Origin of the sequence: Isoptericola sp. NPDC057653, from assembly GCF_042799955.1 — a bacterium.
Lineage (GTDB): Bacteria > Actinomycetota > Actinomycetes > Actinomycetales > Cellulomonadaceae > Isoptericola.
In genome coordinates, this window is sequence record NZ_JBHVHP010000002.1 from 1092031 (window position 1) to 1104363 (window position 12333).

The window sequence follows — 12333 nt, forward strand, 5'->3', positions numbered from 1 at the left end:
TGGGGGCAGAGGGGACCTCGAGTGCTCGACGCGGGTCAGGACACCGTGTTCCCCGGTGCCTGCCGGCGGGCGCGGGCCGCGGGTGGCGCGCCGAGCGAGCACCCAGGAGTCCTCATGACCACGCAGGAATCGTTCAAGCGCCGCGTCCGCGAGCGCATGACCCGCACCGGCGAGAAGTACGGCGCCGCGCGCCGCGCCCTCCTCGCCCGGACCGCACCCTCCACCGCACCGGGCACGGCGCCGGGTGCCCGCCCCTGGGTCTCGCAGCCCGACGTGGCCGACGACGTCGTCCGCGAGAACACCGGCCACGGCTGGGACGAGTGGGTCGGGCTCGTCGACGCCGGCCCGGGCCGCGACGCCGGTCACACCGCCATCGCCGCCTGGGTGGCCGAGCAGCACGGCGTGTCGGGGTGGTGGGCGCAGTCCGTCACCGTGGGCTACGAGCGCATCACCGGGCTGCGCGTGCCCGGGCAGCGGCCCGACGGCACGTTCTCCGTGAGCCGGTCGCGGCTGACCGACCTCGACCCGGACCAGCTCCGCGCCCTGCTCGCCGACGACGACGCCCGCGCCGACCTCGTCCCGGGCCTGACGCTCACCCCGAGGTCGCGGCCGGGCGTGCGGAGCCCGCGGTTCGGCGTCTCCGACGGCGACGGCGCGCACGGCGTCCTGCTCGTCTCCCTGGACCCGGCCGGGCGGCGGCTGCGCCTCACCGCCACCCACGAGCGGATCGCCACCGCGGCCGAGGCCGAGCAGTGGAAGGGCTACTGGGCCGACTGGCTGGAGGCGCTGACCGCCGCCGCCCACGACTGACACCGGCGTCGGGCCCGGTCCTCGCGGCCGGGCCCGGCACCGGGCCCGGCACCGGGCCCGGCACCGGGCCCGGCCGTCACGACCGGCGCAGGTGGTCCTCCGTGGCGGCCTCGAACCGGCGCAGCAGCCCCGCGAGCGCGTGCCGGTCGGCGACGTCCCACCCGGCGAGGAGCTCGTCCACGAGGAGGTCGCCGCCCTCGACGAACCGGCGGGCGACGTCGACGCCCGCGGGCATGAGGTGCACGCGGGAGGCCCGGGCGTCGTCGGGGTCCGGCCTCCGTTCGACGAGGCCCCTCGCCTCCAGGCGGCCGAGGATCTTGCTGACGTTGGACGCTCCCGTCGACAGGTGCTCGGCGACGTCGGAGGGCCGGCGGGGCCCGTGCCGCCAGAGCACCGTCATGACGACGATCGCGGGGGCGTCGAGGTCGACCCCCGCCCGGCGCGCGATCGTCGACATGAGGTCCCCGCCGGTCCACAGGCCCATGACGCGCACCAGCGCGTCGAGCAGGTCCGAGCGGTAGCCCGGGACGCCCGCGGGCCCGTCCGCGGGCCCGGCGTCCGGCGCGCCCGTCATGCGATCCGCGTGCCGCCGTCGACGGGCAGCACGACGCCGGTGACGAAGGCCGCCTCGTCGGACAGGAGGAACGCGGTGGCGGCGGCGATCTCCTCGGGGCGACCGAGGCGGCCCATCGGCACGTCGGCGGCGTACCCGGCGCGCGCGTCCGCGGGGAGCGAGGCGAGCGCGGCGGTCTCGATCGCGCCGGGCGCGACCGCGTTGACGCGGATGCCGTCGCGGACGTACTCCAGGGCCGTCGCGTGGGTGAGCGAGACGACGCCGGCCTTGGCCGCCGAGTAGGGCGTCATGCCCGGCGACGCCTTGAGCCCGGCGATCGACGCGGTGTTGACGATCGAGCCGCCGCCGTGGGCGACCATGTGGGCGGTCTCCGCCCGCAGGCACAGGAACGTGCCGCGCAGGGTGATGTCCTCCGCGCGGTCCCAGGCCTCGACCGGCATCTCGTGCACGCGCGTCGGCCGCGTGCCGACCCCTGCGTTGTTCACCGCCAGGTGGAGCCCGCCGAACGTCTCGACGGCGGTCGCGACGAGCGCGTCCACGGCGGCGGGGTCGCTGACGTCGGCGGCCCGGAACACGGCGCGCCCGCCGGCCGCGGTGATCGCCTCGACGACCCGCGCCCCGGCGTCCGCGTCGACGTCGGAGACGACGACCGCGGCCCCCTCGGCGGCGAGCCGGGTGGCGACGGCCGCGCCGATCCCCGCGCCCGAGGCGGTCACGAGCGCGACCTTGTCGGCGAAGCGTGCGGTGGTGGACATGGACGACCTCCTGAGGGAACACATTTACTGTCCTGAAGACAGTAACATCGGATGCTGCGCCACCAGCTCCGCCCCCAGGCGGGCCAGCTCCGCGCGGACCTCCGGCGGCCCGAGCACGCGGGCCTGCGCCCCCCAGCCCGCCAGGTGCCGGGCGACGTCGAGCGGCGTCGGCGCGGCCACGCGCACCCGGACCATGCCCGCGTCGCCGCCGTCCTCGCCGCCGTCCTCGCCGCCGTCCTCGCCGCCGTCCTCGCGGCCCTCCGAGTCCTCGACCCGCGTGTGGCGCCCGAACTGGTCGCGGAGCACGGCGACGTGCTCCGGCGCCACGAGCACGGTCGCCCAGGTGGCGGAGCGCCGCTCCTCGACCTCGCCGACGACGCGCCGCCACTCGGCCTGCAGGTCGAGGTCGTCGGGCACGGCGGCGGTCTCGTCCGTGACCTCCAGCGCGCCGACCCGGTCCACCCGGTAGGTGCGCGGCCCGCGCCCGGTGCCCGCGACGAGGTACCAGACGCCGTCCTTGTCCACGAGGCCCCAGGGGTCGACGACGCGGCGCGAGGACCGCCCGGTCGCGCCCGTGTAGTCGATCCGCACCCGCCGGCGCCCGACGACGGCGCCCTGCAGCGCCTCCACCGCCGGCGGGGTCGCGCGGTCCGCGGCGCTCCAGCGCTCCCGGTCGACGACGACGGCCGCCGCGGCCGCCTCCGCCTCGGCGCGGAACGTGGCGGGCAGGGCGCGCACGAGCTTGCGCAGGGCGGCCCGCGCGTCGTCGGACGAGCGGGTGCCGGGGCCGGCCAGCAGGAACAGGGCGCGGGCCTCGGGCGCCGTCAGCCCGGTGAGGTCGGTGCGGGCGCCGCCGAGCAGCGACCAGCCCCCGCCGCGGCCGGGCTGCGGGTAGACGGGCACGCCGGCGGCGGACAGCGCCTCGAGGTCGCGGCGCGCGGTCGCGACCGACACCTCGAGGGCGTCGGCGAGCTCCGCCGCCGTCACGCGCGGCCGCGACTGGAGGTGGAGCAGGACCTGGATGAGCCGGTCGGCGCGCATCCTCCGAGACTGCCACGCAAAGTGCTCGGTAGGTGAGCACTTTGACCGGAAGAGTGGTGCTCGTCAGGTCGTCCGGACCTGCACCTCTCGCCCCGAGAGCATCTTCGACCGAGGAGCACCCGTGCTGCGTGGACTGACGACCATCACCTACCTCGCCGACGACGTCGCCGCCGCCCGCGACTGGTACGCCGAGGTGCTCGGCACCGACGCCTACTTCGCCCGCGAGGCCGGCGACCGCCTCGCCTACGCCGAGTTCCGCATCGGCGACTACCAGCACGAGCTCGGGATCATGGACCGGCGCTTCGCTCCCCCGCAGCCCGACGGCGTCGCGGGGGCCGTCGCCTACTGGGCGGTCGACGACGTGCGCGCCGCCCGCGCGCGCCTGCTGGAGCTGGGCGCCGCGCCCTACCAGGACGTGGTCGAGCGCGGCCCCGGGTTCGTCACCGCGGCCGTCGTCGACCCGTTCGGCAACGTGCTCGGCGTGATGGAGAACTCCCACTACGACGAGGTGCTCGCGGGTCGCTGACCGCCGTCAGCGCACCGGCGCGCTGCTGCGGCCGTGGTGGCGGCCGCTCAGCTCGGCGTCGAGGGTCTCCTGCGCCACGCGCATCTGCCCCGCGTAGACCGGGTCCTGCAGCCGCTGCCACATGACGTCCTCGGGCACGTCCTCGACGTGGCTCACGACCCACCACACGTTGCCGAACGGGTCCTTGACCCGGCCGCCGCGCTGCCCGAAGGCGCTGTCGGCGAGGTCGGTCACCACGGTCGCGCCGGCCGCCGTCGCCCGCGCGAACGCCGCGTCGGCGTCCGGCACGAACACCCGCAGCAGGCTCGGCATGACGGGCCACTCGGGGCGCCGGTCGAAGGCGAGCACGACGGTGTCGCCCACGCGGGTCTCGCCGTGCCCGACCGAGCCGTCCTCGGTGACGACGCGGGCGAGCTCGTCGCCGTCGAACGCCGCGGTCACGAAGTCGAGGAAGGCGCCGGTGTCGTCGGTGACGACCCAGGGGGCGACGCTCGTGTAGCCGGCGGGGGCGGGGTGCTGCGTGGCGGTCATGACGGTGTCCTCTCGGGTGGGGTGACGCTGTGCCGGCCACGCTAGGAGGGAATGAGGACCGTTCCTGTCCTCGATAGCGGGCAGGATGGGGGCGTGCCCGGACCCACCTCCCGCCTGCTCTCGCTGCTGTCGCTGCTGCAGACCGCCCGCACGTGGTCGGGCGGCGAGCTCGCCGACCGGCTCGGCGTCACGCACCGCACCGTGCGGCGCGACGTCGACCGGCTACGCGAGCTGGGCTACCCCGTCGAGGCGACGCTCGGCGCCCACGGCGGGTACCGGCTGGTCGCGGGCGCGTCGATGCCACCGCTGCTGCTGGAGGACGACGAGGCGGTGGCCGTCGCTCTCGGCCTGCGCACGGTCGCCGCCCACGGCCTGCCCGGGCTCGACGACGCGGGGGTCCGCGCGCTGACCAAGCTGAGCCGCTCGCCCCCGCCCCGGCTGCGGCACCGCGTGCGCACGCTCGGCGCGGCGGCGATGTCCGGGGACCGGCCCGCGAGCGCCGTCGACCCCGACGTCCTCACCGCGCTGGCCGCCGCGGCCGCCAACCGCGAGCGCGTGCGGCTGGAGTACGAGACCCGCGACGGGCGGCACGGGCCGCGGCACGTGGAGCCGCAGCAGCTGGTCGTCGTGCACCGGCGCTGGTACCTCGTGGCGTTCGACCTCGACCGCGACGACTGGCGCACGTTCCGCGCCGACCGGGTCCGCGCCCCGCGCGCGACCGGGGCTCGCTCGCGTCACGACCTGGCCGCGCCGGACGTGCTGGCCCACCTCGAGGCGAGCGAGCGCGCGCTGGCGCCCACGGCCCGGGCCGACGTCACGCTGCGCCTGCCTCTCGACGACGCCCGCGCCCGGCTGCGCGACCACCTCGGCGACGGCGACCTCGCCGCCGAGGGCGAGGACACCCGCTGGCGCAGCGCGGCGGACACCGTCGAGTGGCTCGCGCTGCGGCTGCTGGCGCTCGACTGCGCCTTCGAGGTGCACGGGCCGCCCGCGCTGCGCGCCCACCTCGACGCGATCCACGAGCGCACGCGGCCGGGGGCGTAGCCCCGCGCGCCGGGCGGGAGCCGCCCGGGCGCCGGCGGGCTCAGCCGTCGGCCCCGACGTCGCCGAGCCGTCGCGACGCGCGCACGACGGCGAGCGACGCGGCCAGGCCGAGCAGCAGGAACACGCCGGCCACGAGCAGCGAGCCGCGGGTCGCGTCGGCGAAGCCCAGGGAGAGCGCGTCGACCACCGCGGGGCCCTGGTCGCCGAGCTTCCCGTCGGTGCCCTGGGCGCGCAGACCGGAGATGACGTTGCCCGCGGACCCGCTGGTGGCGTCGGCGAGCTGGGTCACCTGGGCGTCGGGCAGCCCCTGGCCGTCGAGCGAGGCGGGCACGGTCGTCGACAGCAGGACCGCGAGCGCCGTCCCGACCAGGGCGGTGCCCAGTGCCGACCCGACCTGCCGCACGGTGGACTGCGTCGCCGACCCCTGGCCGGACTCCGCGGGCGGCACCTGCGCGAGCGTCGTGCTCGTGAGCTGCGCGGACGCCAGCCCCAGCCCGACGCCGTACACGACGAGGACGAGCGCGAGCAGCCACGGGGAGACGGTGGGCGTCACGACGAGCGCGACGGCGACGACCCCCACGACCTCGAGCACCAGCCCGATGACGACGACGAGCGGCGCGCCCACCCGCGCGGCGAGGTGCCGGGCCGACGCGCCGGAGAGGAACGCGCCGATCGCCATCGCCGCGAGCACCAGCCCGGCGCCCATCGTCGAGAGGGCGAGCACGTTCACGAGGAACAGCGGCAGCACGAAGATGATGCCGAACTCCCCCACGGCGACGGCGGTCGCGGCGACGTTGCCCCAGCGGAAGGTGGCGATGCGGAACAGCCGGAGGTCGAGCAGCGCCGAGCGGCCGACCCGGGCGCGGTGCCGCTCCCACACGACGAACAGCACCAGGAGCGCCACCCCGAGCGCGAGCAGCACCGGCACCGGCGACACGGGCGCCGAGGCCGGCCAGGTCAGGCCGAGGACCTCGAAGTCGGTCTTCGGCGCCCACCAGCCGAGCGTCTGCCCCTCGATGAGGCCGAAGACGAGCGCTCCGAAGCCGAGCCCCGACAGCAGCAGCCCGTCCACGTCCAGGCCGGGCGCGGTCACCGTGGTGCGCGTCTCGGGGACCCACAGGTACGCGCCCACCACGACGGCGACGCCGATCGGCAGGTTGACGAGGAAGATCCACGGCCAGGTGAACGACGTCGTGAGCCAGCCGCCGGCCAGGGGCCCGATCGCGGCCGCCCCCGAGATCACCGCGCCCCACACCCCGAACGCCGCGGCGCGGTCCTTGCCGCGGAAGGTGGCGTTCACCGTCGAGAGGGTGGTGGGCAGGATCGCCGCGGCACCCAGGCCCTGCACCAGGCGGCCCCCGATGAGCGTGCCGCCGTCGTCGGCCGCCGCCGACAGCAGCGACCCGACGAGGAACGCGGCCACGCCCACGACCAGCAGGCGACGGCGCCCGAGCCGGTCGCCGAGCCGCCCCGCCGACAGCAGCAGCCCGGCGAGCACGACGGCGTAGGACGCGCTCACCCACTGCGCCTCGCTGAGGCCCAGGCTCAGGTCCGCGACGATGTCCGGCATCGCGACCGCCACGATGGTGCCGTCGATGACCACCATCGACAGCGCCACCGACAGCACGACCAGCGCGCGCCACCGGTGCGCGTGGGCGCGGTCGTCCACCGCGGGCTCGACGTCTCCCGCGGTCCCGCTCGTCGGGTCGTCGGCCGTCCCTGCTCCCATGCTCCACTTCTCGCCTCGTGCGCGGCGGCCCGGCACCGCCACCAGGTGACACCGTGTCAGATCACGGCACGGTGCGCTCGGAGGACGCGGGATGATGGGGCCCATGACCATCGCCGAGGACCTCCAGCAGCTCGGTGCGGACGTGGCGGCGTGGAGCACGTCGCGCGGGTTCCGCCCCTCCGACGACATCCCGCGCACCCCGCGTCCGCCCGCCTGGGTGCCGCTCTTCGCGCCGTCCGACGTCGCGGAGACGCGCGCGCGGCGCGCGGCCCTCGAGGCCCGGCTGCGGGCCCTCGACGTGTCGGGCGAGGACGTCGCCGTGCAGGTCGACCACCGGCTGCTCGGCGCGGTCCTCGCGCGCGGCCGCTGGGACCTCGACGTCCTGCGCAGCTGGGAGCACGACCCCGTCTTCCTGCTCGGGCAGGTGCTCGGGCCGTGGTTCGACCTGCTCCTGCCGCCTCCCCCGTACCCCGCAGAGGTCCAGGACGCCCTGCTCGCCGTGGCCCGTGGCATCCCGGCGCGGGTCGACCTGGCGCTGGCCAACCTGGCCGGCGGCGCCGTGGCCGACCTCGCCGTCGTGGCCGCGGGTGACCTCGCCGACATCGAGCGGCGCTTCGCCGCGTCCGTCGACGGGCTCGACGGCGTCGTCGACCCCGGGGTGCTGGCCGCCCTGCGCGACGCCGCGCCCGCGGCCGGGGCCGCGCTCGCCGGCCTCCGCACCTGGCTGCAGGAGCGGATGGGGACGTTCGAGCCGTCCCGGCCCGTGGGCCGCGAGCAGTTCGTGTGGTTCCTGCGGCACGTCGCGCTGATCGCCGAGGAGCCCGAGGAGCTCGTCCGCGCCGCCCGTCAGGACCACGCGCGCGCCGTCGTCGCCGAGACCGTCACCCGGCACCGGCACCGCGACGTCCCGGAGGCGCCGCTCGATGCCGACGTCGACGCCCAGTGCGCCCGCGCCGCGGCGCTCGAGGACCGCACGCGCGACTTCCTGGAGCGCGAGGACCTGCTCAGCCAGCCGCCCACCCTGCGGCGCTACCTGTCGCGGCCGCTGCCCGCGTCCCTGGAGCCGCTGCGCTTCCTCGGCGTCAACGACGACCTCACCGACGAGCACCGGCTCGACCAGGACGGCGTCACCTACAAGCCGCAGCCCGGACCCGACCTGCAGTACTTCGACGCCGCGGCCGCGCGCGACCCGCGGCTCGGCATCGTCCACGAGGGCGCGCACTACAAGCAGCTCGCCCTCACGCACGCGCACCCGGACCCGATCCGACGCCGCTACGTCGACTCCGCCGCCAACGAGGGCATCGCCTTCTACAACGAGGAGCTGATGCTGCTCGCCGGCCTGTTCGACGACGCCCCCCACTCCCAGACCGTGGTGCACAACTTCAACCGGCTGCGCTGCCTGCGCGTCGTCGTCGACGTCTCCCTCGCGACCGGCGACCTCACCCTCGCCGAGGCCGTCGACCTCTTCGTCCGCACCGTCCCCATGGACCGCACGACCGCGCAGGAGGAGTGCGCCGCCTACCTCAACACCCCGGGGCTCGCGATGTCGTACCACGTGGGCAAGCAGCAGCTCCTGCGCCTGGCCGCCGACGTCATCGCCCGCGACGGCGACGCCTTCCGCTTCCGCGACCTGCACGACCGCGTGTGGGGCAACGGCAACGTGCCGTTCTCGCTGCAGCGGTGGGAGCTCCTGGGCGACCGGTCCGAGGTGGACGCCCTCGACCGCGCCGTCGAGCGCGAGGAGCGCGACCGCTAGCGCGGAGGCCGCAGCACCACCGAGTGGACGGCGGCGATCCGCCCGTCGGCCACCAGCAGGCGGACCACGGCCACGGGCTCGCCGTCCTGCACCGCCAGCACCACCGCCTCCTCCCCCCGCCGGAGCGGGGCCAGCGTCCAGCCCGACCCCGGGCCGAGGTGGACCAGCGTGCGGGCCGCCACGCGCGCCGCGCCGACGTCGGAACCGACGCGCTCGCCGCGCCACGTCGCCCAGCCCGCCACGTCCGGGTGCAGCGTGCGGACGAGGGCGCCGAGGTCGCCTCCGTCGCAGGCCGCGACGAACCGGTCGACGACGTCGTGCAGCGCCGGGTCCGCGGGCACGGGGTCCGCGAGGGCGGTGCCCGCCGCCCGCCCGGCGGTGCGGACCGCGCGCCGGGCGCGGCTGGCGAGCTGCCGGCACGCGACGGCGGTGCGCCCCACCACCTCGGCGACGTCGTCGAAGGGGACCCCGAACACGTCGTGCAGCACGAAGACGGTGCGCTCCCCCGGCGTGAGGCGGTCGAGCACGACGGCGAGGGCCCGGCGGACCTCGTCGTCCAGAGTGACGCGGTCGGCCGGGCCGGCGACGTCGGCGGCGCCGTCGAACCCCTGCCAGGCGGGCTCGCGCGGCGCCGACAGGCGCGACCGGGCCGAGCGCACCCGGTCGAGGGCGAGCCTCCGCACCGCGACGACCAGCCAGGCGCGCGGGTCGCGGATCTGCTCGACGTCCTGCGCGGCGAGCCGCGCGAACGCGTCCTGCACGGCGTCCTCCGCCTCGGCCGGGTCGGCCAGGATCCGGTCCGCGACGGCGCGCAGGTAGGCGCGGTCGGCGCGCGACGCGGCCGCGACCCGCGCGGCGCCGTCCTCGATGACTCCCATGCAGACTGGACGATCCCGCCCTCGCGAACGTGACGGGCGCGCCACGGGCGGCGGCGCCGGGCCCGGTGTCACGGAACCGGCGCGCCGCCCGTCCCCTCCCGGAACGACCGGCGACCGCCGGCCGCCGACGGAAGGAACGTCATGCTCGCCATCGCCCTCGGGGCCGCACAGCTCGTGCTCGCCCTGCTCTTCCTGTTCGCGGGCCTGCCCAAGGTGCTGGGCCGCGGCCTCGACCGCTGGGCCGGCTTCGACGCCCTGCCGCGCCCGCTCACGGTGCTGATCGGCGCCGCCGAGATCGCCGGGTCGCTCGCGCTCGTGCTCCCCCCGCTGCTGGGGCGCCTCCCGTGGGTCACGCCCCTCGCCGCCGGCGGCCTCGCCGTCGTCACGCTCATGGCCGCGGGCTTCCACCTGCGCGCCGACGAGCGGCTCCGGGCGCTCGAGACCGTGCTCTGGGCGTTGCTCTGCGGCACCGTCGCCGTCGGCCGCTGGGACCTGCTGGCCACCGGGCCCGACCTCGGCGCCGCGCTCCTCGCCCCCGTGATCGGCGTGCTCCTCGTGGGCCTCGGGGTCAACCTCGTCGCGATCCTCCGGGCGCCGGGCGCGTCACCCGTTGACAGTTAGATTTCTAATCGTTAGAGTTCACATCATGACCGAGCAGCCCGTGCCCACCAGCAGCCTCGAGCTCGTCCGCTGGATCGGCTGGGCGCAGCGCAAGGCCGCCGAGGACTGGGTCCGCGAGCGCGAGCTCAGCCACGAGCAGGCCTTCGTCCTCGGCTACCTGGCCCAGAACCCCGGCGCCATCCAGCGCGACATCGCCCAGGTGAGCCGCACCAGCCCCGCGTCCGTCACGAGCCTCCTCAAGGGGCTCGAGCAGCGCGGCCTCGTCGAGCGCCGCACGGCGCCCGACAACGCGCGCGTCAAGCGCGTCCACCCCACCCCCGCCGGCGCCGCGCTCATCGCCGGGTTCGCGGACGCCATGTCCGCCGCCGACGACTCGATCCTCGCCCCGCTCGACGGCGACGAGCGCGCCACCCTGCGCGCCCTGCTCACCAAGATCGCCGCGGAGCTCCCGCAGCCCACCCGGGACTGACCCCGCAGGCGCCGCCGCGCCCCCACGCCGTCATGCCCTGACCCACCCCTGCCCGTCCCACCCTGCCGCGCCGGCTCCCGTCGGCGTGCGCTCCGGCCTGCCCGGAGAGGAGCAGCCATGAGCACCACCGACCTCACCTCCCCCACGCCCCCCGCCACCACGCCGCCCGACGCCGTCGGCAGCGACCGCTGGTACCTCTCGTCCGCGCCGATCGTCCGCGCCCTCGTGCACCTGTGCGTGCCGATGGCCGCCGCGATGATCGTCGGCGCCGTCTACAACGTCGTCAACGCGGGCGTCGTCGGCTCCCTGCACGACAACACCCTGCTCGCGGCCGTCACGCTCGGCACCCCGGTCCTCGGCCTGGTCATGGCCGTCGGGGGCGTCTTCGGCGTCGGCGGCGGCGCGCTCGTGGCCCGGCTGCTCGGCGCGGCCGAGAACGACCCCGCCGAGGCCACGAAGATCCGGCACGTCTCCTCGTTCGCGCTCTGGGGCGCCGTCGTCGCCGGCGCCGTGCTCGGCGTCGCCGGGCTCCTGCTGCTGCAGCCGCTGGTCACGCTCCTCGGGGCCGACGCCGCCACCGCGGCCGCGGCCGCGACCAGCACCTACGTCGCCGTGATGCTCGCCTTCGTCCCCGTGCTCGCGGCGGCGTTCTGCCTGGAGCAGCTGGTGCGGGCCGAGGGCGCGTCGCGCCAGGTGATGTCCGCCCTGATCGGCTCCACGGTGGCGAACCTCGTCCTCGACCTCGTCTTCGTGCTCGTCCTGCACTGGGGCGTCGCCGGCGTGGCCCTCGCGACCGGCCTGTCGAACCTCGCCGTCGTCGCCTGGTTCGCCGCCTGGCTGACGCGGCACAGCGCCCACATGAGCCTCGCCCCGCGCTGGTTCACCCTGTCGCCCGCGGTGCTGCGGCCCGTGCTCGGCGTCGGGGTGGGCGAGCTGCTGCAGGCGTCGTTCCTCATCGTCACCTCGCTGGTGCTCAACAACCTCGCCGCCGCGTACGGCGACGGCCCGCTCGCCGCGATGGGCGTCGCGGTCCGGATCGCGCAGGTGCCCGAGTTCCTGCTCATGGGCGTGACGCTCGGCGTCCTGCCGCTGCTCGCCTACGCCTACGGCAAGGGCGACCGCGGACGCCTCGCCGCGGCCCTGCGCGTGTCCGCCCTCACCGTGGGCGGCGTCGGGCTGTTCTTCGCCGTCGCCGTCTTCCTGGTCCGCGACCAGGTCGTCACCGCGTTCGTCGCCGACCCCGCGGTCCTGACGATCGGCGCCACGATCCTCACCGCGCAGCTCGTCGCGATGGTCGCCAACGGGTTCGCCGGGCTGCTCACGTCGCTGCTCCAGGCGACCGGCCGCTCCGTGCCCGCCGTCGTCATGTCCGTGTCGCAGGGCGTGCTGTTCGTCCCCGTCGTGCTGCTCGGCAACCTCTGGTTCGGGCTGCCCGGCATCGTCTGGGCGCTCACCGTGACCGAGGTGGTCGTGTGCCTCGTCGGCGTCGGGCTGCTGGTCGCGACCCGCGGCGCGATCGGGCGCGGCCTCGCCGAGGGCAGCCCCGCGCGCGCCGAGGAGGCGCTGGAGCACGCGGAGCCCTGAGCCCCGCGACGCCCG

At 76.6% G+C, this 12333-nt stretch carries 13 protein-coding genes; 7 read left to right on the forward strand and 6 right to left on the reverse strand.

Annotated elements, in window-relative coordinates; all coding sequences use genetic code 11:
• Nucleotides 1–114 precede the first annotated feature (114 nt).
• A complete protein-coding gene (locus ACFU9A_RS16200) occupies nt 115–810 on the forward strand; it encodes a DUF4287 domain-containing protein (protein ID WP_430576304.1) in 696 nt (231 codons plus the stop codon).
• Nucleotides 811–886: 76 nt separating this feature from the next.
• Here the strand turns inward: ACFU9A_RS16200 and ACFU9A_RS16205 are convergent, their stop codons facing one another.
• From ACFU9A_RS16205 to ACFU9A_RS16215, 3 genes are read right to left on the reverse strand one after another with little or no spacing between them, the layout of a single operon-like run.
• The gene (locus ACFU9A_RS16205) at nt 887–1384 is read right to left on the reverse strand and encodes a MarR family winged helix-turn-helix transcriptional regulator (RefSeq protein WP_430576305.1); all 498 of its coding nucleotides are present in this window, start codon (nt 1382–1384) and stop codon (nt 887–889) included.
• A complete protein-coding gene (locus ACFU9A_RS16210) occupies nt 1381–2139 on the reverse strand; it encodes an SDR family NAD(P)-dependent oxidoreductase (RefSeq protein WP_430576306.1) in 759 nt (252 codons plus the stop codon). The genes ACFU9A_RS16205 and ACFU9A_RS16210 overlap by 4 nt, the downstream gene beginning before the upstream one ends.
• Nucleotides 2140–2163: 24 nt before the next feature.
• Nucleotides 2164–3180 (reverse strand): helix-turn-helix transcriptional regulator, encoded by a 1017-nt coding sequence (locus tag ACFU9A_RS16215; RefSeq protein ID WP_430576307.1) that lies wholly within the window; start codon nt 3178–3180, stop codon nt 2164–2166.
• A 121-nt stretch (nt 3181–3301) separates the two neighbouring features.
• On the opposite strand from ACFU9A_RS16215, the gene ACFU9A_RS16220 reads away from it, so the two are divergent.
• A complete protein-coding gene (locus ACFU9A_RS16220) occupies nt 3302–3706 on the forward strand; it encodes a VOC family protein (protein WP_430576308.1) in 405 nt (134 codons plus the stop codon).
• Between the two features lie 6 nt (nt 3707–3712).
• On the opposite strand, the gene ACFU9A_RS16225 is transcribed toward ACFU9A_RS16220, so the two are convergent.
• Nucleotides 3713–4237: a VOC family protein gene (locus ACFU9A_RS16225; protein ID WP_430576309.1), complete on the reverse strand. Its 525-nt coding sequence runs from the start codon at nt 4235–4237 to the stop codon at nt 3713–3715.
• A gap of 93 nt (nt 4238–4330) precedes the next feature.
• On the opposite strand from ACFU9A_RS16225, the gene ACFU9A_RS16230 reads away from it, so the two are divergent.
• The gene (locus ACFU9A_RS16230) at nt 4331–5281 is read left to right on the forward strand and encodes a helix-turn-helix transcriptional regulator (RefSeq protein WP_430576310.1); all 951 of its coding nucleotides are present in this window, start codon (nt 4331–4333) and stop codon (nt 5279–5281) included.
• 40 nt (nt 5282–5321) lie between these two features.
• Here ACFU9A_RS16230 and ACFU9A_RS16235 read toward each other — a convergent pair whose 3' ends face one another.
• Nucleotides 5322–7010: a DHA2 family efflux MFS transporter permease subunit gene (locus ACFU9A_RS16235; protein ID WP_430576311.1), complete on the reverse strand. Its 1689-nt coding sequence runs from the start codon at nt 7008–7010 to the stop codon at nt 5322–5324.
• Nucleotides 7011–7113: 103 nt separating this feature from the next.
• Here ACFU9A_RS16235 and ACFU9A_RS16240 point away from each other — a divergent pair, with 103 nt between their 5' ends.
• Nucleotides 7114–8766, forward strand: coding sequence for a DUF885 family protein (locus ACFU9A_RS16240; RefSeq protein WP_430576312.1), 1653 nt, complete (start codon nt 7114–7116; stop codon nt 8764–8766).
• On the opposite strand, the gene ACFU9A_RS16245 is transcribed toward ACFU9A_RS16240, so the two are convergent.
• Nucleotides 8763–9644, reverse strand: a complete 882-nt coding sequence (locus ACFU9A_RS16245; protein ID WP_430576313.1) for a sigma-70 family RNA polymerase sigma factor — start codon at nt 9642–9644, stop codon at nt 8763–8765. The two genes, ACFU9A_RS16240 and ACFU9A_RS16245, sit on opposite strands and share 4 nt — an antisense overlap.
• Before the next feature lie 141 nt (nt 9645–9785).
• On the opposite strand from ACFU9A_RS16245, the gene ACFU9A_RS16250 reads away from it, so the two are divergent.
• From ACFU9A_RS16250 to ACFU9A_RS16260, 3 genes are all read left to right on the forward strand, one after another.
• Nucleotides 9786–10265 carry a DoxX family protein gene (locus ACFU9A_RS16250; protein ID WP_430576314.1) on the forward strand — a complete coding sequence of 160 codons (480 nt, stop codon included), beginning with the start codon at nt 9786–9788 and terminating at the stop codon, nt 10263–10265.
• A 25-nt stretch (nt 10266–10290) separates the two neighbouring features.
• The gene (locus tag ACFU9A_RS16255; protein ID WP_430576315.1) at nt 10291–10734 is read left to right on the forward strand and encodes a MarR family winged helix-turn-helix transcriptional regulator; all 444 of its coding nucleotides are present in this window, start codon (nt 10291–10293) and stop codon (nt 10732–10734) included.
• Nucleotides 10735–10851: 117 nt separating this feature from the next.
• Nucleotides 10852–12318, forward strand: a complete 1467-nt coding sequence (locus ACFU9A_RS16260; RefSeq protein WP_430576316.1) for an MATE family efflux transporter — start codon at nt 10852–10854, stop codon at nt 12316–12318.
• Nucleotides 12319–12333 lie beyond the last annotated feature (15 nt).

Excerpts from the sequence above, each read along its gene's own strand:
- ACFU9A_RS16200 (WP_430576304.1), top strand. The coding sequence starts at position 115 with ATGACCACGCAGGAATCGTTCAAGCGCCGCGTCCGCGAGCGCATGACC.
- ACFU9A_RS16205 (WP_430576305.1), bottom strand. The coding sequence starts at position 1,384 with ATGACGGGCGCGCCGGACGCCGGGCCCGCGGACGGGCCCGCGGGCGTC.
- ACFU9A_RS16210 (WP_430576306.1), bottom strand. The coding sequence starts at position 2,139 with ATGTCCACCACCGCACGCTTCGCCGACAAGGTCGCGCTCGTGACCGCC.
- ACFU9A_RS16215 (WP_430576307.1), bottom strand. The coding sequence starts at position 3,180 with ATGCGCGCCGACCGGCTCATCCAGGTCCTGCTCCACCTCCAGTCGCGG.
- ACFU9A_RS16225 (WP_430576309.1), bottom strand. The coding sequence starts at position 4,237 with ATGACCGCCACGCAGCACCCCGCCCCCGCCGGCTACACGAGCGTCGCC.
- ACFU9A_RS16235 (WP_430576311.1), bottom strand. The coding sequence starts at position 7,010 with ATGGGAGCAGGGACGGCCGACGACCCGACGAGCGGGACCGCGGGAGAC.
- ACFU9A_RS16240 (WP_430576312.1), top strand. The coding sequence starts at position 7,114 with ATGACCATCGCCGAGGACCTCCAGCAGCTCGGTGCGGACGTGGCGGCG.
- ACFU9A_RS16245 (WP_430576313.1), bottom strand. The coding sequence starts at position 9,644 with ATGGGAGTCATCGAGGACGGCGCCGCGCGGGTCGCGGCCGCGTCGCGC.
- ACFU9A_RS16250 (WP_430576314.1), top strand. The coding sequence starts at position 9,786 with ATGCTCGCCATCGCCCTCGGGGCCGCACAGCTCGTGCTCGCCCTGCTC.
- ACFU9A_RS16255 (WP_430576315.1), top strand. The coding sequence starts at position 10,291 with ATGACCGAGCAGCCCGTGCCCACCAGCAGCCTCGAGCTCGTCCGCTGG.
- ACFU9A_RS16260 (WP_430576316.1), top strand. The coding sequence starts at position 10,852 with ATGAGCACCACCGACCTCACCTCCCCCACGCCCCCCGCCACCACGCCG.